This window comes from Sphingomonas sp. Leaf230 (genome assembly GCF_001421745.1).
Taxonomy (GTDB): Bacteria; Pseudomonadota; Alphaproteobacteria; order Sphingomonadales; family Sphingomonadaceae; genus Sphingomonas.
In genome coordinates this window covers 858,790-880,503 of sequence record NZ_LMKW01000001.1, presented here as the reverse complement: position 1 = coordinate 880,503, position 21,714 = coordinate 858,790, and the positions used below count along the sequence as shown (strand labels likewise).

At 66.4% G+C, this 21,714-nt stretch carries 19 protein-coding genes; 8 read left to right on the top strand and 11 right to left on the bottom strand.

Annotated features, from left to right (window positions below):
• Positions 1-6: 6 nt before the first annotated feature.
• The 4 genes from ASE82_RS03870 to ASE82_RS03855 are packed head-to-tail and all read left to right on the top strand — an operon-like array spanning position 7 to position 5,290.
• A complete protein-coding gene (locus ASE82_RS03870; protein WP_235524506.1) occupies positions 7-1,371 on the top strand; it encodes a lipopolysaccharide biosynthesis protein in 1,365 nt (454 codons plus the stop codon).
• Positions 1,368-1,925, top strand: a complete 558-nt coding sequence (locus tag ASE82_RS03865; RefSeq protein ID WP_235524505.1) for an RNA polymerase sigma factor — start codon at positions 1,368-1,370, stop codon at positions 1,923-1,925. The genes ASE82_RS03870 and ASE82_RS03865 overlap by 4 nt, the downstream gene beginning before the upstream one ends.
• Positions 1,915-2,910 (top strand): FecR family protein, encoded by a 996-nt coding sequence (locus tag ASE82_RS03860; protein ID WP_056059055.1) that lies wholly within the window; start codon positions 1,915-1,917, stop codon positions 2,908-2,910. Before ASE82_RS03865 ends, ASE82_RS03860 begins: the two co-directional genes overlap by 11 nt.
• A complete protein-coding gene (locus tag ASE82_RS03855; protein WP_056059053.1) occupies positions 2,870-5,290 on the top strand; it encodes a TonB-dependent receptor domain-containing protein in 2,421 nt (806 codons plus the stop codon). The genes ASE82_RS03860 and ASE82_RS03855 overlap by 41 nt, the downstream gene beginning before the upstream one ends.
• 4 nt (positions 5,291-5,294) lie before the next feature.
• Here ASE82_RS03855 and ASE82_RS03850 read toward each other — a convergent pair whose 3' ends face one another.
• Positions 5,295-5,792 carry a DUF2141 domain-containing protein gene (locus tag ASE82_RS03850; protein WP_235524497.1) on the bottom strand — a complete coding sequence of 166 codons (498 nt, stop codon included), beginning with the start codon at positions 5,790-5,792 and terminating at the stop codon, positions 5,295-5,297.
• 232 nt (positions 5,793-6,024) lie between these two features.
• Here ASE82_RS03850 and ASE82_RS03845 point away from each other — a divergent pair, with 232 nt between their 5' ends.
• Positions 6,025-6,246 carry a hypothetical protein gene (locus tag ASE82_RS03845; RefSeq protein ID WP_056059050.1) on the top strand — a complete coding sequence of 74 codons (222 nt, stop codon included), beginning with the start codon at positions 6,025-6,027 and terminating at the stop codon, positions 6,244-6,246.
• Positions 6,247-6,292: 46 nt separating this feature from the next.
• Here ASE82_RS03845 and ASE82_RS03840 read toward each other — a convergent pair whose 3' ends face one another.
• The 3 genes from ASE82_RS03840 to ASE82_RS03830 form a co-directional block, all read right to left on the bottom strand.
• Complete coding sequence (locus ASE82_RS03840; protein ID WP_056059047.1) at positions 6,293-7,189, bottom strand: glycosidase; 897 nt, start codon at positions 7,187-7,189, stop codon at positions 6,293-6,295.
• Positions 7,189-7,962 (bottom strand): SDR family NAD(P)-dependent oxidoreductase, encoded by a 774-nt coding sequence (locus ASE82_RS03835; protein WP_056059045.1) that lies wholly within the window; start codon positions 7,960-7,962, stop codon positions 7,189-7,191. The genes ASE82_RS03840 and ASE82_RS03835 overlap by 1 nt, the downstream gene beginning before the upstream one ends.
• A 69-nt stretch (positions 7,963-8,031) precedes the next feature.
• Entirely contained in the window at positions 8,032-8,940 is a 909-nt protein-coding gene (locus tag ASE82_RS03830) for a LysR family transcriptional regulator (protein ID WP_056059041.1), read from the bottom strand.
• A 100-nt stretch (positions 8,941-9,040) separates the two neighbouring features.
• Between ASE82_RS03830 and ASE82_RS03825 the strand changes: the two genes are divergently transcribed.
• Positions 9,041-10,246 (top strand): MFS transporter, encoded by a 1,206-nt coding sequence (locus ASE82_RS03825; RefSeq protein WP_056059038.1) that lies wholly within the window; start codon positions 9,041-9,043, stop codon positions 10,244-10,246.
• A gap of 90 nt (positions 10,247-10,336) precedes the next feature.
• Positions 10,337-11,254 carry a hypothetical protein gene (locus tag ASE82_RS03820; RefSeq protein ID WP_056059035.1) on the top strand — a complete coding sequence of 306 codons (918 nt, stop codon included), beginning with the start codon at positions 10,337-10,339 and terminating at the stop codon, positions 11,252-11,254.
• Positions 11,255-11,258: 4 nt separating this feature from the next.
• Here the strand turns inward: ASE82_RS03820 and ASE82_RS03815 are convergent, their stop codons facing one another.
• From ASE82_RS03815 to ASE82_RS20235, 3 genes are all read right to left on the bottom strand, one after another.
• Positions 11,259-13,427: a histidine kinase dimerization/phosphoacceptor domain -containing protein gene (locus ASE82_RS03815; protein WP_056059033.1), complete on the bottom strand. Its 2,169-nt coding sequence runs from the start codon at positions 13,425-13,427 to the stop codon at positions 11,259-11,261.
• A gap of 183 nt (positions 13,428-13,610) precedes the next feature.
• Complete coding sequence (locus ASE82_RS03810; protein ID WP_056059030.1) at positions 13,611-14,054, bottom strand: hypothetical protein; 444 nt, start codon at positions 14,052-14,054, stop codon at positions 13,611-13,613.
• 95 nt (positions 14,055-14,149) lie between these two features.
• A complete protein-coding gene (locus tag ASE82_RS20235; protein WP_268795396.1) occupies positions 14,150-14,281 on the bottom strand; it encodes a hypothetical protein in 132 nt (43 codons plus the stop codon).
• A 273-nt stretch (positions 14,282-14,554) separates the two neighbouring features.
• On the opposite strand from ASE82_RS20235, the gene ASE82_RS03805 reads away from it, so the two are divergent.
• Complete coding sequence (locus tag ASE82_RS03805) at positions 14,555-15,223, top strand: 2OG-Fe(II) oxygenase (protein ID WP_056059026.1); 669 nt, start codon at positions 14,555-14,557, stop codon at positions 15,221-15,223.
• A gap of 192 nt (positions 15,224-15,415) precedes the next feature.
• On the opposite strand, the gene ASE82_RS03800 is transcribed toward ASE82_RS03805, so the two are convergent.
• The 4 genes from ASE82_RS03800 to ASE82_RS03785 form a co-directional block, all read right to left on the bottom strand.
• Complete coding sequence (locus ASE82_RS03800; RefSeq protein ID WP_156348735.1) at positions 15,416-16,138, bottom strand: L,D-transpeptidase; 723 nt, start codon at positions 16,136-16,138, stop codon at positions 15,416-15,418.
• Between the two features lies 1 nt (position 16,139).
• A complete protein-coding gene (locus ASE82_RS03795; RefSeq protein ID WP_056059023.1) occupies positions 16,140-18,758 on the bottom strand; it encodes a two-partner secretion domain-containing protein in 2,619 nt (872 codons plus the stop codon).
• A gap of 56 nt (positions 18,759-18,814) precedes the next feature.
• Positions 18,815-19,807 (bottom strand): ShlB/FhaC/HecB family hemolysin secretion/activation protein, encoded by a 993-nt coding sequence (locus ASE82_RS03790; protein ID WP_235524495.1) that lies wholly within the window; start codon positions 19,805-19,807, stop codon positions 18,815-18,817.
• A 514-nt stretch (positions 19,808-20,321) separates the two neighbouring features.
• Complete coding sequence (locus ASE82_RS03785; RefSeq protein ID WP_056059019.1) at positions 20,322-21,704, bottom strand: PepSY-associated TM helix domain-containing protein; 1,383 nt, start codon at positions 21,702-21,704, stop codon at positions 20,322-20,324.
• Between the last annotated feature and the right edge of the window lie 10 nt (positions 21,705-21,714).

Here is a 21,714-nt window from a genome sequence, read left to right as displayed (position 1 = left end):
CTCGCGATGCGTTCGCTTCTCCACCGTCTGACGTCCCGGCAGGCGCACTCCGCCAAAGCTAGACCGGGACGAGGCGATCGGTCGGGACTATGGCTGGTGCTGGCGAACCTCGGCCACCTGCTTGGCGGGAAGGCGGCGGCGGGCGTCATGAGCCTCGTCTACCTCGTGCTCGTGACGCACCGGCTGGGCGCGGCCGATTACGGCGTTCTGGTGCTGGTCAACGCCTATGCCGTGCTGATCGGCAGCGTCCTGGCGTTCTCCGGTTTTCACGGCGTGGTGCGGTATGGCGGGCTTGCGCTGGAGGCGGGGGATCGGGCCGGGTTCGCGCGGATCGTCCGGTTCATGGCGGTGATCGAACTTGGCTGCGGCGCCCTCGCGGTGGTCATGGCGGCGCTGCTGGTGCCATTGATCGGACCGCGGCTCGGCTGGTCGCCCGACACGATCCGGATCGCCATTCCCTATTCGCTCGCGGTGATCGCGACGGTCCGCGCGACGCCGCAGGGACTGTTGCAGATCGCCGACCGGTTCGACCTTATCGGCGTCCACCAGGCGGTGTCGCCGCTGATCCGCCTTGTCGGCGCGCTAGGAGTCTGGTTCGCGGGCGGAGGGCTGATCGGCTTCATCACGGTCTGGCTGATCGCGGCCGTCGCCGAGGGGCTGGCGATGTGGGGCTTTGGCTGGGTGGCGTGGCGCAAACTCGCCGCGGGCGAGCGGCTGCGCGGACCGTGGCGCGGCACGGCGCGCGATACCGAGGGGCTCAAGCGCTTCATCCTCATCACCAATTTCGACATCACTGTCCGCGAGCTCGCACCGAACCTCGCGCCGCTGACCGTCGGCTGGCTACTCGGGCCGGCGGCGGCAGGGCTGCTCGCATTGACGCAGCGCGCGACGTCGTTGCTCGCCCAGCCGACGGTGCTGCTGAGCCAGGCCAGCTACGCCGTGCTCGCGGCGCAAGTGGCGCGCGGCGATCTCAAGGCGTTGCGGCACACGGTCTGGCGGAGCGCTGGGCTCGCTCTCGCGGTGGCGCTGCCGATCGTGTTGGTCCTCGCTTTCGCAGGCGACCGGTTGCTCGTCACACTGGGTGGCGCAAGCTTCCAAGGTGGCACGGTCCTCTTGATCCTCATTGCCGGAGCACGAGCGGCGGGGCTCGCGAGCGCGCCACTGGCCTCGGGACTGACAGCGCTCGGGCTGCCGGGCCGATCGATGACCATCGGCCTGGTCACCAGCCTTGCACTCTACCCTCTGTTACCCGCGATGCTGTGGGCGTTCGGGACCGACGGGGCAGGGTGGCATGCTCTGCTCCAGAACGGCGTCGCGATCGTCGCGCTGGCGGTGCTGTTCCGCCGCGATGCCAAGGCCGACCCGGCGTGACCCTGGGCGGGCTCCGCGCCGTATTCCTCGCCGAGCGTGCGATGCTGCTGCGGTTGCTCGTCGCGCGGTTGGGCAGCGTCGAGGAGGCGGAGGATGCGTTGCAGGATCTTTGGCTGAAGCTGGAGACGGTGACCGGCGGCCCGATCGCCGAACCGCTCGGCTATATCTGCCGGATGGCGAACAACATCGCCGTCGATCGCCGCCGTCGCGCGGTGCGGCGGGCGGATCGCGACACCGACTGGCTGGAAACGCAGGCGACCGCCGACGAGCATCCCGATGCCGAGCGCGCGTTGATCGCCCGCGAACGGCTCGGGCGGGTCGAGGCGACGCTCACCGGTCTGCCCGATCGCGTGGCTACCGCGTTCCGCCTCTACCGGTTCGAGGACCTGCCGCAGAAGGCGATCGCCGAGCAGATGGGGATCACCGTCAGTGGCGTCGAGAAGCTGCTGCACCGCGCGTATCTGCGAATTCACTTGCAACGGAGCAATTCCGGTGCGGATATCCCGCAGGCAGGACGTCTCGCTCATGAGGAGGACCAACGCGATGGTCGATGAGTGGGGCAAGGACGGCGATTACGGCCCGGGTTACGGCGAACACGCCGCAGCCGAGGCGGTCGCGTGGCACCTCCGCTTGCCGACGGCCGATGGTGGCGCATGGACGGCATTCGCCGACTGGATTGAGGCTGACCCGCAAAACGCGCGCGCCTATGACGCGCTGGCGGTCGCGGACGCGGAACTGACCGACGCGCTGAGCCCGCCGGATTGGTCGCAAGCACTACCGCCAGTTGCCGCCAACGACGACCGACCGACACCGCGGCGGCGCTGGGTGATGGGAGCCGTCAGCGGACTGGCGGCGGCGGGGATCGTTGGCGTTATGCTACCGCTCGAAAACCCGTCAAAGACGGCGGCGCGGATCATAGAGACACCCGCCGGGGTTCGCCGCAGCGTGACGCTCGCTGACGGCAGCGGTATCGACCTGAACGGCGGCACCAGGCTCGCGGTCGACGACAGCAGTGCGCGGCTGGTCACGCTGGAACGCGGCGAAGCGATCTTCCGGGTCACGCACGACGCCGCGCATCCCTTCGTCGTCCAGTCGGGGACGATGCGGTTGCAGGACGTCGGCACCGTCTTCAACGTCGCCCGCGTCGGCGCGCATCTCGGCGTGCAGGTTGCCGAGGGTGCGGTGATGTTCCAGCCCGAACAGGAACGCATCATGCTGACCGCCGGTGCGGCGTTGTCGCATGTCGATGGCGGCGCGCCGCGGATGTCGGGTATCGCGATCGACGACGTCGGCAGCTGGCGTAAAGGCCGGCTGGTTTTCCAGCAAACGCCGGTTCGCCTCGTCGCCGCAGCATTGGAACGCAGCACCGGTACGGTCGTGCGCGTCGATCCCGGACTGGCGGAAACGCGGTTCACCGGATCGATCGGCGTGACGGGCGGAGCCGACAGCCTGATCCCGCGCGCCGCAGCGCTGATCGGCGCTCGGGCGGAGCATGTTAATGGCCGCTGGCGTCTGGTCGGAGGCCATGCCGGTCCGTAAATTCAACCTGGCCGTATCGCTCCTCGCCGCCACCCTTCTTGCACCGTCGCTGTCTACGCCCGCTCGCGCAGCGGAGCGGCGGGCGATTGCCGTTGCGCCGGGGCCGCTCGATCGCGCGATCGCGGTGCTTGCGCAGCAGGCGGGCGTCGATATCGGCAGCGCGGAGCCTGGATTGTCGCGGGTCACGACGAGGGGGGCGAGGGGCCGACTAACCGCGGCCACAGCCCTCGACCAGATGCTCGCCGGCACCCCGTACACCGCGCAACGACTTGGCGGAGGCAGCTTTAGGATCGTTCGTCGCGCTGTCGTCCGGCAGCCAGTCGCTCGCGAACCCCAACCGAAACCGAGACACCCCCTGACGCCGCCGCCGGTCGAAGTGTCGCCCGAAATCATCGTCACCGCGACCAAGCGCGCGACGTCCCGACTGCGCTTTCCCGGCGCGCTCACGATCCTGCGACCGGCAAGCACCGTGAACATCCGCAACGATGCCGCGAACGGCATGGATGAGGCGATCGCCGCGACGCCGATCCTGCAGAGCACGGCGCTGGGTGCCGGTCGCAACAAGCTGTTCATCCGCGGGGTCGCGGACAGCAGCTTCACTGGCCCGACGCAATCGACCGCCAACGTCTACTTTGGCGAGGTGCCGGTCGCCTATAACGGTCCCGAACCCGGCCTCAACCTGTACGACGTCGACCAGGTCGAGGTCCTCGAGGGGCCGCAGGGCACGCTGTACGGCGCAGGCGCGATCGGGGGGATCGTCAGGCTGGTGCCGCACGCGGTCGATCTGTCGGGGGTGTCGGCCAATGTGTCGGGCGGCGTCAGCGCGACCAAGTCGGGCGATCCGGGCGGCGATATCGCCGGGATGGTCAACATACCGATCAAGGCTGGCGTCGCTGGCGTACGCGCGGTCGGCTACCGAGTCGTCGAAGGTGGCTATATCGACGATATCCGCCGCGGCCTGCACAACGTCAACCGCGTGGCGACCACGGGCGTACGCCTCGACGTCCGTGTCGTTCGGGCAAGCGGGTGGACGATCGACGCGGGTGTCGTGATCCAGAATTTGACCGCCCCCGACCTGCAATATGCCGAGCGCGGAATGGGATCGCTCTCGCGCGCGTCCCTGCTGGCGCAGCCGTTCAGCCAGCAATATTTCCTCGGGCGTGTCGTGGTCGACAGGCGTTGGGAGGACGGGCTGCACCTCGTCTCGGCGACCGGGTTCGTCCACCGCGATGCGGAGAGCCGGTTCGACGCCACGCGGCCGATCCGCCCGGACGCGCCGATCGCCTACGACACCGACGAACGCAGCCGTCTGTTCTCGCACGAGACACGCCTGTCGCGCGCAAAGCCTAACGGCGCCGGTTGGCTGGTAGGCGTCGCGCTCATCCACGCGCGCGATGCGTATGCACGCCGATATGGCGCGCCGGACAAGCTGCGCGACATCGTCGGTGTCACCAACCGGACGCTCGATGCGGCGGTGTTCGGCGAGGCAGGGATCGCGATCAACCCGGCGTTGACGATCACCGCGGGGGCACGACTGACGCATCAGCGTACCGACGGCGACCCGATCGCCAAGCTCAAGACGACGACATACATCCGCGGACTCAGTTCGACCCGACTCGATCCGACGCTCGGCGTATCCTGGCTGCTGACCCCGACGCTGGCGGCGTATGCCCGCTACCAATCGGGTTTCCGGACCGGGGGGATCACAGTGGCGCCGGGCGTCGGCCGCGTTACCGATCTGGTTCGCGATACCATTCACGTCGGAGAGATCGGCCTGCGCAAGGAGCGGCATGGACCGCGCGGGCTTTCCGCATCGATCGGTGCTTCGCTGACCGACTGGCGGCATATCCAGGCGGATCTGGTCGACAAATCCGGCTTTCCGTTCACCACCAATCTCGGCAACAGCCATATTTATGGGCTTGAGGCGAGCGCCAACTGGGTGCCGCTGTCCGGCTTGAAGATCGACATGGCGATGTTCCTCAACGAGACCCACGTCGCCGATCCCGATCCGGCATTCCGTCGGCAGGTCGGCGCACGGCTGCCCAACACGCCGCCCTTCGCGGTCTCGGGAAGCGTCGGCTATGAATGGTCGCTCAGCGTCGATACGCACGTCAGCGTCGACGCGGGATGGCGCTACGTCGGCCGGTCGACCGTCGGGACGCAGGCCCCGCTCGATGTGTCACAGGGGGAATATGGCAGCACGCACCTTGGCGGAACGTGGACGCGGAATACCATCCGACTGACCGCCACCGTCGAGAACCTGTTCGACGTGAAGGGAGACCGCTTTGCCGGCGGCAACCCGTTCGCGCTGGCGGCGCGTAACGAATACACGCCACTGCGGCCACGCACGTTCCGGCTGGGCGGCGCGATCGGCTGGTGATCGATCATCGGATCGGCTGCAGCGATCCGCCTTGCAGGTAGGTGAGGGTGACCGGCACGACCGTCGTGCCCGATCCGACACGCACCTGGACGATCTTCGGATCGGGTTTGCGCGAGAACAGCATGTCGAACAGCGTGACATGCGGATTACCCGACGCCCCGCCGCCGTCGCTGCGGTCAGTCTTGTCGTTGGCGTTGATGTCGTGGCGCACGTCGACCGCATAGACGCCCGGCCGATCGACCGGCATGCAGATCGCGACCCGGCCTTCGCGCGGCGTCGGAACTTCGGTGCGCAACAGCGTCTTTTTCTTGTCGAAATAGGTCGACGGCGATCCCCCGAACGTGCGGACACGAACGGTTCCGGTGCGCGCTTTGAACCCCTCGACGACGACCAGCATCGCCGAGTGGGTGCTACCCGCTGTGCATTTCGCCGCGTCGGGACCGATCGGTTTGAAGGCGGCATTGGGCGTCATCGACAACGCCGCGAGATACAGGGCAATCATGGTTCGTAGCTTTCGGTTCTTTCGGATCGGGATGCAACGCCGGCGCGTCGTACCCGGATCGGTAAATGTGCCGCTCGTTACAGGACTACCGCAACTTCAATATCTTATGGCGGACAGTTCGTATCGTTGACGAGACCTTCGCACATGCAGAACATGACGAATTTCTCACGGAACACGGTGGCGGCTTGAACGGTATTTCAGGTCTTCCTGCAGTGCTTTCAAGGATACCGCCATGCGCTTCATTACCCTGCTCGCTCTTCCGCTCCTCGCGATGACGGCGTCGCCCGTGTTGGCGAAGGGCTGCATCCGCGGCGCTGCTGCTGGCGGCGTCGGTGGGCATTTCGTCGGTAAGGGCCATGCTGTTGCCGGGGCCGCCATCGGATGCGTCGCCGCGCATCACCACTACGCCAAACAGGCACGCGCGCAGAAAGCCGCTGCTCGCGCGCACGGCTGATGATCAAGGGTCGCGGACGGTACGCCGCCCGCGACCATTCTCCGAGTCAGCGACTATAGCGCCCGATCAACGCCCGCCGCAGCATGCGGTCCTCGAGCGAATAATACAGCGCGATCTGGTCGCCTTCCGCGACGGTAGACGCGGCAAACGCGATATCGGTGGCCTCGCGGCTCAGCGCAGGCGGCGGCACGAGCAGCGGTTCCAACCCGCGCCCCGTGACCCGCGAGAGATCGGGACTGAAGCTGATCCAGCCGATCCGCCACCGCGCGTCATGCGTCGCGCCGTTGTAGAACATCACTGGATCGGCACCCTCGGCTTGCCAGATCGGCCCGGTCGACAGATGCCAATTGTCCCAACTGTCCTCACGGATCCCGAACGGATCGGGCCGCACGGTCCACGGACCTTTTGCAGTGGGTCCGCCCGCCATGCCGATCCGCGACGCGCCATCCGCGGCGTATTCGTAGAACAGCCGCCACTCGCCCGCGCTGGTCTGCACCAGCGTGGCCTCCTTGATGTTGCCCTCGCCCGGCGGCGCCTTGAGGACCAGATCCTCCTTGACCAGCGCCGTCAGGTCGCGGCCGGCGGCGAGGATCATGCAGCCCTGCGAGCGGTCCGCATCGACGCCGGTGTAGTAGATCAGATATTGGTGATCGTGCGTCACCAGGACGGTCGGGTCCTCGCAACCACCCATGTCCTCCGCGCCGGGGCCGGGGGTGATCGCGAGGCCGGGGTCCATCGTGAACGACAGGCCGTCGCGACTTTCGCCGCGGGCAATGATCCCGGTCGGGTCGTGCGCCCCGAGCGGATGGGGAACGCCGCGGACCATGATCCGGTAGAGGTCGCCCTCCTTCCAGACGAACGGGCTCATCAGGTCCATGCCGTCGATCACCGAATTGGTCGAGATCGCGACGGTGTCGAGCTGCTCGACCGCGTAGGTGACCATCACGCGCCCTGCGCCACGGTCAGCGACAGCGCGCCATCGATCGTCACCGTCGTGCCAGTGATATAGTCCGCGGCCGGCGAGAGCAGGAACGTCACCAGCGACGCTACCTCGTCGGGCCGTCCGGCGCGCTTCCACGGGATCGCGGCCTCCTTGGCGGCGAGCTCCTGCGGATGATCGAGCGCGGACTGGTTCATCGGCGTCAGGATCATGCCCGGCGCGACACCGTTTACCGCGATGCCCTTCGGCGCAAGTTCCAGCGCCAGCGTCGCCGTCAGTTGCGACAGGCCGCCCTTTGCGGAGTCATAGTCGACGCCGCCGGGTCGCGGCGCGCGTTCGTGGATCGACGAGATGTTGACGATGCGGCCCTTGGCATTCTTGGCTTCCAGAGCACGGACCATGCGGCGACACGTCAGGAACGGGCCGTAGAGGTCGGAGCGGATGACCCGGTCGAACTGCGCCAGTTCCATGTCCACCAGCATCACGCCGCTCATGTTGAGGCCCGCGGAGTTGACGAGCAGCGTGACCGTGCCGAACGTCGCTTCCGCCTGCGCGAACAAATGTTCGATCGCGGTTTCGTCGCCGACATCGGCCTGGACGGCGATGGCACGGTCGGTGCCGCCGATCGCCGCACATACCGCCTGCGCCGCCGCTGCGTCCTTGAAATAGGTGATGACGACACGCGCGCCGGCCTCGCCGAGCGCCTTGGCGCAGGCGGCACCGATGCCGGATTCGCCGCCGGTGACGATAGCGATTTGATCGTTGAAGATGGTCATCCTTCACCAACAGGCAATGCCACGCCGAGTTGCAGGAAATGGCGGGATGACGCGCTTTTCACCTCTTCGTCATGCAATCCGAAGTCCGCTGGTCAGCGCATCGAGCAGCGCATCAACCTTCGGGCTCAGTTGCCGGCGCCGGGGCCAGATCAGATGCAGGGGCAGCCCCGCCGTCGCCAGTTCGGGAAGGACCTCGACCAGGTCGCCGCGCGCGAGTTCGTCCTCGATCAACCAGGTCGCGAGTTGCGCGATACCGAACCCGGCCTTGACCGCTCCGACCTGAGCCTCCGCGCTGCCAAGGACGATGCGGCCATCCATCGCGCACTCATCGATGCCGCCAGCGCCGTCGGCAAAACGCCACTTGATCGTGCTGCCGTCGCTGCGCCCGTACAGGATGCAGTCGAACCGTGCGAGATCGTCCGCCGATGCCGGTGTCCCACGCCGCGCGAGATAGGCGGGGGCGGCACAGATTATGACGCGCTCGCTGCCGAGATAGCGGTGCCCGAGATTGTCCGCCCAGGGCTCCGACGCGCCGATCCGGATGGCGACGTCGATGCCCTCCTCGACGATGTCGATCTTCCGATCGGTGAAGGTGATGCTCGGGCGTAAATTCGGATGGCGTTCGGCGAAGGCGAGCAACAGCGGCATCGCCTGCATCCGCCCGAACGCGATCGGCACGTCGACCTTCAGCCGCCCGACGATCTCCGACCGGTGCGCCGCAAGCACCGCTTCGGCATCGGCGAGATCCTCGAGCACGCGGACGCAGGTCTCGTAGAAGGCGGCGCCGACGTCGGTCAGCGTCAGGCGACGGGTGGTTCGTTCGAACAGCCGGCTACCCAGCCGCGCCTCAAGTCTGGCGACGCTCTTGCTGACCGCGGAGTTGGTCAGGTTCAGCCGCAAGCCGGCCGCGGTGAAGCTGCCGGCGTCGGCGGTACTGACGAAGGCTTCGATGCCCTTGAGGCGTTCGGAGGGGATCATGCGAGTCCATTCTGGAATTATTGTCCTGCCATACGCGAAAACATGCCGCAGGACGTCGCTTTTCGTCGCGCGTAGAGACGGCAGCTATAGGAGTTTGCCAATGTCGTCCCCCGTTCGTCCCATTGCTGCCGCGCCGCCCGGTGCAAAATCCGCGGGGCATGGCCTTGCCGTGCTGCTACTGGCGATCTCCGCGTTCGTGATCGTCACGACCGAGTTCATCATCGTCGGCCTGCTCCCGAGCCTGTCGCGCGACCTTGGCATCTCGATCACGGTCGCCGGGCAACTCGTGACGCTGTTCGCGTTCACCGTGATGCTCGCCGGCCCGTTCCTGACTGCGATGTTGTCGCATTTCGAGCGCAAGCGGTTGTTCGTCGTGATCCTCGTGATCTTCGCCGCCGCCAACGCGCTCGCCGCGGCCGCGCCGGACATCTGGGTTCTAGGCCTGGCGCGGTTCCTGCCGGCGCTGGCGCTGCCGGTGTTCTGGGGCACGGCGAGCGAGACCGCGGGCGAACTCGCGGGGCCTGAGAAGGCGGGCAAGGCGGTCGCCAACGTCTATCTCGGGATTTCCGGCGCGATGGTGCTCGGCATTCCGCTCGGGACGCTCGCATCGACCGCGTTCGGCTGGCGCGGGACGTTCTGGGGATTGTCGGGACTGTCGCTGCTGATGGCGGTGCTGTTGCTCGTCGTGATGCCGACGCTGGCCCGCCCCGCGCGCGTCAAGCTGGCCGAACAGGCGCGCATCCTGAAAGACCCGTATTTCCTCGGCAACGTCGTGCTGTCGGTGATCGTCTTCACCGCGATGTTCACCGCCTATACCTATCTCGCCGACACGCTGGAGCAGATCGCGCACATTCCGGCGGGGCAGGTGGGCTGGTGGCTGATGGGCTTCGGCATCGTCGGTCTCGCAGGCAACTGGCTGGGGGGACAGCTCGTCGGTCGCGGGCCGTTGCTGGTGACGGCGATCACGTCGCTGGTGCTGGCGGTCGGAATGGCGGCGACGACGTTGGTCGCGGGTTCGCATGCCTGGCTCGCAGTGGCGCTCGCCGTCTGGGGCATCGCCAACACCGCGCTCTACCCGATCTGCCAGGTTCGCGTGATGCAGTCGGCGAGCCACGCGCAGGCGCTGGCCGGCACGCTCAACGTGTCGATGGCCAATGCCGGCATCGGTCTCGGCGCCATCATCGGCGGCTCGGTGATCCAGCATCTCGGGCTCGGCGCGGTCGGCTATGTCGCCGCCGCGATCGCCATCCTTGCGGTGCTCGTCACGCCGGTAGTCAACCGGCTGAAGACCCGGAGCATCGCGTAACTATCGGGTTTCGTGCTGGAACTTACGCACCCGCCGGGCCCTGCATTCTATCTTCGCGCGTTCGACCCTTCCGTCATCAGGAACCCAGTCATGCCCAAAGCCTCGACCACGACCGACTATGCACAGCGCGATGCCAGCATCGTCATCAACAGCTACACGACGGTATTGCGTCGTCCCCGCGTGCCGCACGAGGTATTCGCGACCTATTGGCGCGACGTCCACGGCCCGCTCTGTTCGCGCATCCCAGGGCTCGGCTGGTACGTCCAGAACCATCTGGACCGCGAGCAGGACGCGCATCTCTGGCCGGCGATCGACGGGATCGCGCCGTTCGCGGACTACGAACTCGATGGCGGGGTCGAGATCGGCTTCGCATCGAAGGCGGACCAGGACGTGTTCAATGCCGCGAGCCACATCCTGTTTGCCGACGAACAGAACATGTTCGCCGCCACCGTCGCCTATGCGCTGCCAAGCGGATCGCGCACGCTGGTCGACCGGATCGCGGATCCGATCCCCAATGGCGACGACGGCTTCGACCGTATCCACGTCCATTTCGGCGCGGCAACCGACGATGCGGACGCGTTCGGTGGGTTTATGACCGAGTTTGCCCGGACGCTCGCCGCTGACCCTGCGGTGCTGCAACTGCGGCTGCACCTGCCGGACCGCTACGACAACGCCGAGCCCGCGCCGCCCGCACCCAACGTCGATCATCTCGTGCCGACCGAGCGTGCGCTGATCGCGGTGATCGAACTGGCCTTTGAGACTCCGCTCACCCGCCGCGCTTTCTTCGAGTCCGACACGTTCGTCGGTACTCAAGCTGCGCAGAAGGCGAACATCGCGCATGTCCAGGCGTACGCGGTCAGCGGGGTCTACACCTATGTCCGCGACAAGCAGCTGACGACTGCCGGCTTGCGGGGCAGCCGTCAGGCGCAGTTGATCGAGCGGCTCGGCGCCAACAACCAGGTAGCGGACGACGTGCGTCACCTAATGCATACGGGCTCGACCGAGTAGCGGATCAGGCGTGCGGGAGGTCGTCGTTGATCGGCGCGCCGATGGTGACGCGGAGGCCGGGATCGTTGTCGGTCTCGTCGATCGTGCCGGACAGCCGCGCGACCATCGACGTGAGCATCCGCGACCCGAACCCGGTCCCGGAACTCGCCTTCCCACGACCGCGATCGGCGACGATCAACCGGAAGCGGTTGCGATGCTGTTCTAGCGCGATCGTGATCGGTCCCGACGCGCCTGCATAAGCGTATTTATTGGCGTTGATCACCAGTTCGGTCAGGATCAGCCCGACGCTGACCGCACGATCGGTGGAGATCAGGATCGGCGCGAGTTCGAGCTCGATCTGGCCGCCCCATGACTTGTCCATCGTCGATTTGATCTCGGTACACAGGTCGCCGATGTACCGCGCGAGATCGACCGCCTGGACGTGCTCGTCGGAATGCAGTCGGCGGTGGACCATCGCGACCGCCGAGAGCCGACGCTGCGCCTCCGCCAGATGCGCGGTCAGCACGTCGTCGCCGACCGCCCGCGCCTGAAGGCCGAGGAACGCGGAGACAAGCTGCAGGCTGTTCTGGACGCGGTGATGGACCTCCTTGATGAGATAGTCCTTCTGCAGCAACAGGCTCTCATTGTCGGCGATCGTCGCGGTGAGTTCGCGGTTCACCTCGAACAGGCGACGGTTCTGGCGGGCATCGAACATCGTCCGCTTCAACCGCCCGGCGGCCTCGATCTCGAACAGGGTCCACGGTACCGATCGACCACGAACCGCCTCGCTCCAGCTTTCGAACGACGCGCGCGGTGTCAACGGGATGTGAGGATCGACGCCTAAATCCTTGTGCGGGTTGCCGGCCCAGTTCATCACCTCGATCTGTTCGGCGCGAAACCAGATCAGGATCGTCGGCTCGTCGGTCGACATCGTCACCGCGAGAACGCCGCTGGCGAGATCCTGGAAACCGGTGGCTGCGGGCAGCTGTTCCGATAGCCGATCCGTCGAGAAGGGCACCGCCCGGCCGCGATCGATCACATGAGCGGCGACCGCGCGAATGTCGTCGTGCCGCGGCGAGCGACCGGCGACAAACAATTCGGTCCCGCGAACCGCCGCGAAACTGTCGGCGCCCAGCATCCGGCACATGTCGTCGCCCGCGGTCGCGAAGAAGCCGGCGAGCGAGATATCGCTGCCGAGCCGAAGCACGACCGCGTCCTCGGAGGTGCGGAGCCGGATGCGCTCGCGGTAGAGTTCGGCATCCTCCTTCGCGCGAATCTGGCGGGCAAGGCTCCCGGCGAGCGCACGGCAGGACATCCGGACATGCAGTGGCAAGAACTTCGGCGTCGGATGGTGGCAGGCGACAAGGCCCCACAGCGCGCCGTCGCGGACGATCGACACCGACGCCGACGCCGCGACGCCCATGTTGGCGAGATATTGCAGGTGGATCGGCGATACGCTGCGCAGCGCGAGGTCGCTCATGTCGAGCGGCGTCGCACCGGCTGGACGGAGCAATGCGGGTTCATAGGCGATGTCGGGAATGATGCGGACACGGTTCCGCACGTACAGCGCGCGCGCCTGTTTCGGGATGTCGGACGCCGGGAAATGCTGGTTCAGGAAACTGCCGAGCGCGGGATCGCGGTCCTCGGCCAGGACGACCCCGGCGTCATCGTCGAGAAAGCGGTACAGCATCACCCGGTCGAACCCGGTCAATTGGCGAAACGTCCTGGCGGCGCGTTCGCACAGTTCGCGTAAGCCGAACGCCTGTTCGAACGTCGCCGCGGCTTCCTCCATCTCCACCAGAACGTCGATCGGGGACGGCATCGCTAGGGGGGCGGGCTCGAGTTCGACGACGATGGTGTTCGATACGCGGTGCGCGATCGCGTCGAACGGCGTTTCGGTGCCGACGATCCGCGCGAGCACGACCGTGCTGGCGTTGGGCTTGGCCGCGAGTTGCGCCGAGACAGGTTGGCCGAGCAACTCGTCGAGGTTCGCGCCAAGCCAATGCGGTGCCAGCAATTTTTCGATGTCGCCCGCGGCCGCCATGATCTTGAAGGTGCAGGCGTCGGCAACGAGGACGAGGCCGTGCGGCTGGATCGATCCAGGACGGTGGATAGGTTCGCGGTCGCAGGCGGAAACGTCCGGGCCGTGCGATCGTGCACCGCCGTCTATCGCCTCGGGTAGAGAACCAGGCATGGCGGGTGCAATCCAGACGGAGGCGATCCGACACCGTAATGGGCCGTATCGTTACGCTAACGATACAGAAGCCGTCGGTGCGATCTTGTCAACGACCTGGATCAGCCAGAAGTAGTTATTGCGTTACAGATACCGAACTATCGTTACTGTCTTGGTTTTCTAAGATACATTGAGATCGCTAGACTATCGTGCGAAGCAAGCGTCCATCGCCACGATCCGCGCTGCACCGTCGGTATGCGTGGCGTCACCTGGATAGTAGCGCATCGTTACGGCGAGCTTCGCCAGTTCGTCTCCGGTGAGCCAGCCCTGGATCTTGCCCTGTTGTACCGCCCAGCAATCGGCGGCGGCTTCGCCCGGCCCGAAGATCTGGTGCGCGCATTCGTGCGTGTACCAGAAGAGTTGCTGTGCGCGCGGCAAGTCGAGGACGCGCGGGTGGAGGATGATGCGACCCTTGTACGCGGCGGCGATGTCGTTGATCGGCTGGATCATCGTATCGACCGGTCCGCAGGTCGCGCGGTAGCCGGCGAGGAGGAGCGCGCCCGGCAATACCACCGTCTGCGCGGCCGAGGGTTGCGGGATGACTGCGAGCAACGCCGCGGCGGCGCCGGCGAGAAAATTTTTGAACATGACTATCCTGGCCCCGCGAGGCGCGAGGACGAGCAAGAGCAGAATGGGGGACGTCGGTGGGTCGGGGTGGCGTTCAGCGCGCGACCCGCGAGCGCCTACCGAAAGCGTTCGGTCTGCCGGTCCTTGATCCGCTGGGGGATGCGCTGGTTCTGCGCTTCGGTCGCGACCGCCAGGGTGGTGTGCCCGCCGGACCAAAGTCCAGCGCCCACGAGAAATCTCGGGTTCATGAATAGTCTCCGCCGATGTCGTTCAATCGCGTCACCCAAGGCTCACGCCGGCAGCGGAGCGGGGGATGTTCCCGAACTCTTCGGTAGGTGCGACTTATGCGCATCCATGAGGGCTGCGGTTCGCGATGTAGTCGCGCAACCGGCCTAACCTATGTTGGTCGTGCAGGATAAACGTCGGTTATCTGATAAGGATGCACGTTGTACGAAACTTAACCTGCTTTATAGATCCAGATCATAATCCATATCGTGATTCTTGTGAGTATTGCGGACTTTATGACTAATATTGAAAGCCTGGGCGCCAATTCGTACGCGCGATCGACCGATCGTCGCGATGGTCAAAGCGAAGCGCTTGGCAGGGCGAACTCTGCCGAGCAGGTGCGCGATCGGATCCTGTGCTATCCCGGCGCGGTCCGGATGCCGGCGAACGGCATGGAGCTTCATATCGTCCGCGATTTTCTCACGCTCGACGAATGCGCCGCGGTGATCGCGCTGATCGAGGCCAATCGCGTGCCGTCGCCGGTCGTCGGCGATGCCCCGGTGTCTCCGCACCGCACCAGCGAGACGTGCTACCTCTATCCGGGCCCGGCGCCCGTGACTGCGGTCGAGACCAAGCTCGACCTGCTGACGGGGCTCGAGCCGCGCTACGGCGAAGCGTTGCAGGGGCAGCGTTATGCGGTCGGGCAGGAGTTCAAGCCGCATCACGACTTCTTCGATACCCAACAGCCTTATTGGCTCGACCAGGTAACGATGGGCGGCCAGCGGACCTGGTCGGCGATGACCTTCCTCAACGAGCCCGAGGCTGGAGGGCGCACGAACTACCCGACCGCGGGGGTGATGATCGCGCCGAAAGCCGGCAACCTCGTGATCTGGAACAACATGGACGAGTATGGCGCGCCGAACTTGGGTCGCTTCACCAGGGCATGCCGGTCGAGCAGGGCGTGAAGTACGTCCTGACGAAATGGTACCGCGAACGGCCTTGGTGCCAGTGACGTAACGTTTGATCCTCTCCGCGAGGGGGAGGTGGCGCCGAAGGCGACGGAGGGGGAGGGCATGATCAGGCCCGTTCCGTGTCCTCCCCCTCCGTCTGGCAAGCACCAGCCACCTCCCCCTGGCGGGGGAGGATCGAGAAGTCCGCTACTTCGTCTCGCCAGGCACCGCGAACACGCTCCGCAGCGGCTTGGTCTCAGGCAGGATATAGACGATCCCGACCGTCCCGGTGAACAACGGCTTCACCACATCGTCGTAAAATCCCGGCGGCACATTCACGCAGCCATATGAGATCCGGTTGTCGCTCGGTGTCGCCGATGCGAGCCGTCCGGCGCGATCGTCGACGCGGCGCCCCTTGATCACGCGGTGCAGCGACAGCGCGGCATCATAGTCGATCCACAGAATATCCTGTTCGAAATCGCGCCCGAGCGAGGCCTGGAAGCGACCTGCCGGCGTGGTGCGCTCGGCGGGCGTAATGGTCGCGAGCTTACGCTGGCCGATACCCAGCACGCTGGTGTCTCCGCGCGCCATCCCGAGCAAGGCCGGGGCCCGCCCGCGTAAATTGCCGCTGCCATCGAACGCGAGCACGACCGCGTTCACCTTGTCGATCACGACGAACGGCAGCGCGTGATTGTCGTGCGACGTCGACACCCAGTTCACCATGTCGCGCACGTCGTCGGACGTCGCCACGCCGCCAAACCGGCCGGCATCGTCCAGCGCCGCGGTCGCGACAATGGCAGCCGGCGCGGGGGACGCCGCGATGCCCGGTACGGCGCCGCCGCTCGCAACGATTCCCCAGCCCAGCAGTGCCTGCCAGCGCGCGAACCAGCGAGCGGGGGCCGAGACGCCACGCCGCGCAGTCCCGGTCATCTCAATGACGCGCCTGCTTCCGCGGATAATTGGGCACGGCTGGCGTGTTGGGCGGCGTAGGCTGCACGAACGGGCGCTCGACGACCGGTTGCACGACCTGCGGCGTTTCGGGCGTTTCTACGATCACGGTGCCGGGCCGTTCTGGCGTCGGATACGTCACGCCACCCTCGACGACCTCGATCGTCGGCGGCGTCGGGATACGCACCGTCACCGGCGGAACCTCCAGAAACGGCCGCGTAGCATTCGGTAGGTTCGGAACCGGGGTAACGGGCGGTGTCGCGGTTGGGGGCGGCGCGAGTACTGGCGGAGGCGTCGGGGTTGGCGTCGGCGTCGGCGTTGGTGCCGGTGCCGGAGCAGGCGCTGGTGCAGGGGCGGGCGCTGGTGCCGGGGCAGGCGCAGGAGCTGGAGCTGGGGCGGGCGCTGGAGCCGGAGCCGGAGCCGGAGCAGGCGCTGGTGCCGGGGCAGGCGCTGGTGCCGGAGCGGGCGCTGGTGCTGGAGCGGGCGCTGGTGCCGGAGCGGGCGCCGGTGCTGGAGCGGGCGCCGGTGCTGGAGCGGGCGCCGGTGCTGGAGCGGGCGCCGGTGCTGGAGCGGGCGCTGGTGCCGGAGCGGGCGCAGGTGCCGGGGCGGCAGCCGTAATCGTCCCGGTAGTCCGGAACCCGGCGACGCAGCACGAGCTCGCCAACGCGTACCGATCCGCGTTTGCGCCGGTCAGCGTGTACCCGCTGAAGCTCACCCCGATGCCCGTGCCTTCGCCGGTGCTGTCGAACGTCGCGGTCGCATCTGGGCCGGCGACCAGCGAAACTCCGGTCGGCAACCCCGAAGTCCCGTTGGTGTTGAACCCGCTCAAGACCGCCGCATTGGTGCCGTCGGCGACCTTCTGCGCGGTCGGGAACAGCAGCATCCGCTGGGTGATCGCTGCGCCTTCGGTCAAGACGAACTCGGTCGAGAAGTCGGTCGGCGTGGTGTACGAAACCGGGTTGTAATTGATCGACACCGGCGCCGCGGTGACGGTGGTCGGTGGCGACAGCGCGGAGAACACGATCGTGCCGCCGTTGACGCCTGGGCCGGTGCCGTCCGCGCCTGCGATCAGCGTCAGCCCGACCGGCAGGCCGAGGCTCTGCGCCGGGATCGTGGTGCCGCGGGTCAGCGTGACGGCGGCATCGATCATCACGTCATGGCCTGCGCACAAGGCGATGTTGCCGTCGGTCGTCGTGATCGCGTGAAATACCTGCACGTTGCGCCCGGCATTGAGCAGGATGCTGCCGTTGGTCGTGGTCAGGTCCGCGTTGACGTTCACGTCGCGGCCGCAGCACGCGACGATATTGCCGTTGGTCGCGGTGATCGGTGCGTTGATGTTGACGTCGCGAAACGCGTTCATCGTCAGCGTCGTCGGCACGCCCGACGCGGTCCAGGCGACCGCGTCGTTGACGAAGATGTCGCCGTTGCCGGTCGTCGTGTCGCCGGCCGCGGGGATCGTGCTGATCGTGATGCTGGTCGTCACGAGCTGCGCCGACAGCGTCGAGCCCGAGATGTTGCCGCCTGCGCCGATCACGTAATCCTGCGGATCGATCAACCACATGCCGGTCAGGCCGGACCGTGCGAAGGTCGAGACCTTGGCGCTATCGGCAACGTTGACGGTGGCCGCCGACGTCTCGATGAACCCGCCATTGCCGCCGACCGGTGCGCTGGCGTCCAGCGTACCGGCGAGGCTGACCGTGCCGGTCTTCATGTCGCCGAGCAGCATGATCGTGCCGCCGCGGTTCTGCAACGTGCGCGCCTCGACGATGCCGGTGTTGTTGACCGCGGTGTGGAGCAGGTCGCCGGCTCCTTGCGCGGTCATCAAGACCTTGCCGCCGTCGGCACGGATCAGTCCGCCGTTGCGGACCAGCGCGCCGACCGCGCCCTTGTCGACCGCGACGTTGAGCAGCCCGTCGCCCGCCACGTCGAGCGTGATCGCCTCGCCGCCCGCCAACACGACCGTACCGAAGTTCGCCTTGATCGTGCCGCCGTTACCGACGTTCGCGCCAAGCAGCGCGACATACCCGTTCTTCGCGGTGATCGTGCCGTCGTTCTGAACGCTCGCACCGCTTGTCCCTGCGAAACTGTTCTTGCCTGCGAGGAAATCGGCGTCGGAGATGTTTAGCGTCGAGGCCACGAGGCCGCCGACGTTGACGTTGGCGGTCTGGCCGAACAGGATGCCGTTCGCGTTGACCAGGAACACCTTCCCGTTCGCCGACAGGTTGCCGAGGATCACCGACGGGTCCGAACCAAGCACGCGGTTCAGTGCGACCGAGCTGCTGGTCGGCTGCTCGAAGACGACGCTCTTGCCCTTGCCGATCGAGAAGGACTGCCAGTTGATCGCCGCGCGGTCGCTGGTCTGCGTCACGGTGAGCGACTTGGTACCAGTGGCGATGCTCGCCTGGCCCGCGACGACTTCGCCGCCCGTCGGCAGCGTCTGCGCCTCGACCGGGCGTGCCACCACCGTGCCGGCGAGGCTGAACCCGATCAGCCAGGCGAACCGTGCGAGGCCGGTCGTGCCGAACAGCCCGCCGCGCCGCGTGCGCGTGACGGTGGGGGCGGGACGACTGGTGTTTCTGATCGACGAAGGGATGGGGGTCATGTGCGGTATCCTCGGTGGCGGCGGATGGCCGCTGAATTTGGGGGGGGCTGGTGCGCTCAGAAGGTCTTCGAGAGCTGGAACCAGGCGCGGCCCGACTTGTCGGGGGCCGACGTCGCGTCCTCGTCGCCGAGCTTTCGCGCATAGGTCGCCTTGGCGGCGATACCGTACGGCCCCGCCCAGCTCAGGCCGGCGCCGTATGCGCTGCGCTTCGCATGGTTCGATCCGTCAAAATACGGGTGCTTGACGTAATCGACCTCGCCGACGTCGACGAACCCGAACAGCTGAAGCGCACCCGGAACGACCTGCGGCAAGGCCAGTCGCGCCTCGGCGGTGGCGACGTAACCCTGGTCGCCGTATGCCTCGCCCTCGGGATAGGCGCGGACGGCATAGGCGCCGCCCAGCTCCATCTTCTCGGAGATGTCGAGGTTGCTGAACGCGATCTGCCCGCGGGCGGAGGCGAACAGCGAGAGCGGGCCGGCGATCGTCTGCAACCGCGCGAAGCTGAACTGGACCTTCCCGTAGCTGCCGTCGGTGCGTGCGGTCAGCGCGTCGACCGAACGCTCATAGGCGCCGCGAATGTCGAGATTGCCGACCGAATAGCTCAGCGAATATGCGCTCCAGCCGCCACCTAGAAGCGTGTCGTGCTCGTCGCCGCTCAGTCCTGCGGTGACGACCTGCGCGCGGCGGAAAGTGGTGACATCGACGATGCCGATCTTGTCCTCGAACCACTTCACGTCGCCGCCGAGCGTCACGTACAGATTGTTGTCGCGCGACCGGATCAGCGGATAGCTGGCATAGACGCTGGCGACATCGGCGTTGCCGCTGCCGTCGAGGCTGTCGAATTCCTTGCCCAGCGAGTATTCGAGATGCGCGAACGCGACGCCCAGCGTGACCTGGCCGATCGGTGCCTGGTACGATGCGCGACCGTAGGCGAGCCCGGAGATTGCGTCGAAATCAGCAAGGCAGCCGGGCTCACAGCCGCAAGCGCGGCCGCCCAAAGGGTCGACTTGTACATGAACACCTCGAAAGTCACCGCGGATGGAAGGCACGGGTCTCCCATCCGCAGCAGCGGGAGCCATGTTCAATGAATGTGGGGAGAGCGTCCGAAGCAAGGACGAAGCCTTCGAAGACACTGGAGCCCGATTATGATCGGGTCTCAAGAGTCTGTATGCAAACAGGCATCATGGGGCTGAAACGGTCCGTCGCGACGTTCGCAACGCTTGGCCTATTCCACCATACTTGATCTATGTATGTTACTAAGATCAATTACAAGATAAATGTATGCTTAATTGATCATTAATTTACAACTATTGCAGTGGAGTAGCAGTCGTGGGCGTGACTGGGGCCCGTTACGTGAGCGTGTAGATGACGTTGACGTAAAGAGCAGGGGGATACTGTCAGTCGGGACGGTAGGCAGCGGTATGCTGTTGCTGGAAGTGGTTATGCCGCCACAGCTACGGTGCGTGATCAGCATACCTCGCACGCGGGGGCACGGTACGCCCGCCACCGACTGTTTCGCGGCCGTAGCGCAATAGCGTGCCTCAGCTATCCTCGATCGTTCCGCTATCGCCTCACCGCCGCGAGCAATACCAGCCGGTCGAGCAGGAAGATCACGATCACCGACATTCCCAGGATCGGGAATAGTATCCCGGCGAGAATCAGGATGGCGACCGCGCCCTTGATCCTAGCCGGGGAGACGCGCGCTGGCGCGGCAAGGCGGCCCGTCGGGCGGCGTTTCCACCACATCACGACACCGCTGATCACGAGCAGCACGATCGCGAGGCAGGTCGCCAACATCACGAGCTGGTTCGCCAGCCCGAAGTAATTCCCCATGTGCAGCTGGACGCCTAGCTCGATCGCCTTCGCCGCCCAGCCATACTCAGGGTAGCCGACCTCGCGGATCAGCCCGCCGGTCCAGCGATTGAAGTACAGCGTACGCTGCCCCTGCGGCTGATCGGGATAGGTGTAGGCCGTATAGACGCCCGTCGGTCCGCTCGGCAGGAACAGGCGATACGCACCCGCGACGTGGTAATCGCGCGTCACTGAGGTTGCGATCCGGTCGATCCCGGCCACCGCCGCATCGTCGCGGACCGCCATGGTCATCTCGTGGCCGGCATGACCGGCATGCTCGGAGGATGCCGTCGATGTCGGCATCGGTGCGAGTTCCATCGTCCACGGTGCTTCACCGAGTGCGGTCTTCATCGGCACGCTCGCTGGCGCATTATGCGTGCGGTTCGATGCCGGATAGCCGATGCCGAGCGCCGCGGTGCCGCGGTTGAGCAGGTCGCCCTGGATCCCCGCCCAGGGGAGGCCGGTCAGCAACAGGAACGCGATGAACGCGACGGACCAGACGCCGATCACCGCGTGCAGGTCGCGCCAGAACAGGCGTCCCCTCGCGCCGAGCCTGGGATAGAGGATACCGCCGAGCCCACCACGCCCGCGCGGCCACAACAGATACAGTCCGGTGACGATCAGGACGAGCGCCCAGCAGGCGGCAAGCTCGACGATCCGATCGCCGACCGTGCCGAGCGTCAGCGATCCGTGCATCTCGTCAGCGAACCCTACCAGCGTGCGGGTATAGATCGTCGAGCCGAGCACGCGCCCCGTCCCCGGATCGACGGCCACGCGGAGCGGCTCGCCGTGATCGGGGGTGACGAAGACGACCGCCGAGCGATTGGGCGCACCCGGCAGGTCGATCCGGGTCGCTGCTCCCGGATGCGCCTTTAGCGCGGCATCGATCATCCGCGACGGCGGCATCTGCGTTGCATGGACCGCGACGAAGCGCTGCGCCGGATACAGCGCATCGTCGATCTCGTCGTTGAACAGATAGATCGAGCCCGTGACCGCCAGGATCAGCAGGAAGGGCGCGACGATGAGGCCGGCATAGAAATGCCAGCGCCACAGTGCGCGGTATGCTTTCGGATCGACCGAACCGGTGAATGCCATCTGGAAACCC

Bases quoted from the DNA above. Each gene is read 5' to 3' on its own strand.
- ASE82_RS03870 (WP_235524506.1), top strand. From the start codon at position 7: ATGCGTTCGCTTCTCCACCGTCTGACGTCCCGGCAGGCGCACTCCGCC.
- ASE82_RS03860 (WP_056059055.1), top strand. From the start codon at position 1,915: ATGGTCGATGAGTGGGGCAAGGACGGCGATTACGGCCCGGGTTACGGC.
- ASE82_RS03855 (WP_056059053.1), top strand. From the start codon at position 2,870: ATGGCCGCTGGCGTCTGGTCGGAGGCCATGCCGGTCCGTAAATTCAAC.
- ASE82_RS03850 (WP_235524497.1), bottom strand. From the start codon at position 5,792: ATGATTGCCCTGTATCTCGCGGCGTTGTCGATGACGCCCAATGCCGCC.
- ASE82_RS03845 (WP_056059050.1), top strand. From the start codon at position 6,025: ATGCGCTTCATTACCCTGCTCGCTCTTCCGCTCCTCGCGATGACGGCG.
- ASE82_RS03840 (WP_056059047.1), bottom strand. From the start codon at position 7,189: ATGGTCACCTACGCGGTCGAGCAGCTCGACACCGTCGCGATCTCGACC.
- ASE82_RS03835 (WP_056059045.1), bottom strand. From the start codon at position 7,962: ATGACCATCTTCAACGATCAAATCGCTATCGTCACCGGCGGCGAATCC.
- ASE82_RS03830 (WP_056059041.1), bottom strand. From the start codon at position 8,940: ATGATCCCCTCCGAACGCCTCAAGGGCATCGAAGCCTTCGTCAGTACC.
- ASE82_RS03825 (WP_056059038.1), top strand. From the start codon at position 9,041: ATGTCGTCCCCCGTTCGTCCCATTGCTGCCGCGCCGCCCGGTGCAAAA.
- ASE82_RS03820 (WP_056059035.1), top strand. From the start codon at position 10,337: ATGCCCAAAGCCTCGACCACGACCGACTATGCACAGCGCGATGCCAGC.
- ASE82_RS03815 (WP_056059033.1), bottom strand. From the start codon at position 13,427: ATGCCTGGTTCTCTACCCGAGGCGATAGACGGCGGTGCACGATCGCAC.
- ASE82_RS03810 (WP_056059030.1), bottom strand. From the start codon at position 14,054: ATGTTCAAAAATTTTCTCGCCGGCGCCGCCGCGGCGTTGCTCGCAGTC.
- ASE82_RS20235 (WP_268795396.1), bottom strand. From the start codon at position 14,281: ATGAACCCGAGATTTCTCGTGGGCGCTGGACTTTGGTCCGGCGGGCAC.
- ASE82_RS03805 (WP_056059026.1), top strand. From the start codon at position 14,555: ATGACTAATATTGAAAGCCTGGGCGCCAATTCGTACGCGCGATCGACC.
- ASE82_RS03800 (WP_156348735.1), bottom strand. From the start codon at position 16,138: ATGACCGGGACTGCGCGGCGTGGCGTCTCGGCCCCCGCTCGCTGGTTC.
- ASE82_RS03795 (WP_056059023.1), bottom strand. From the start codon at position 18,758: ATGACCCCCATCCCTTCGTCGATCAGAAACACCAGTCGTCCCGCCCCC.
- ASE82_RS03785 (WP_056059019.1), bottom strand. From the start codon at position 21,704: ATGGCATTCACCGGTTCGGTCGATCCGAAAGCATACCGCGCACTGTGG.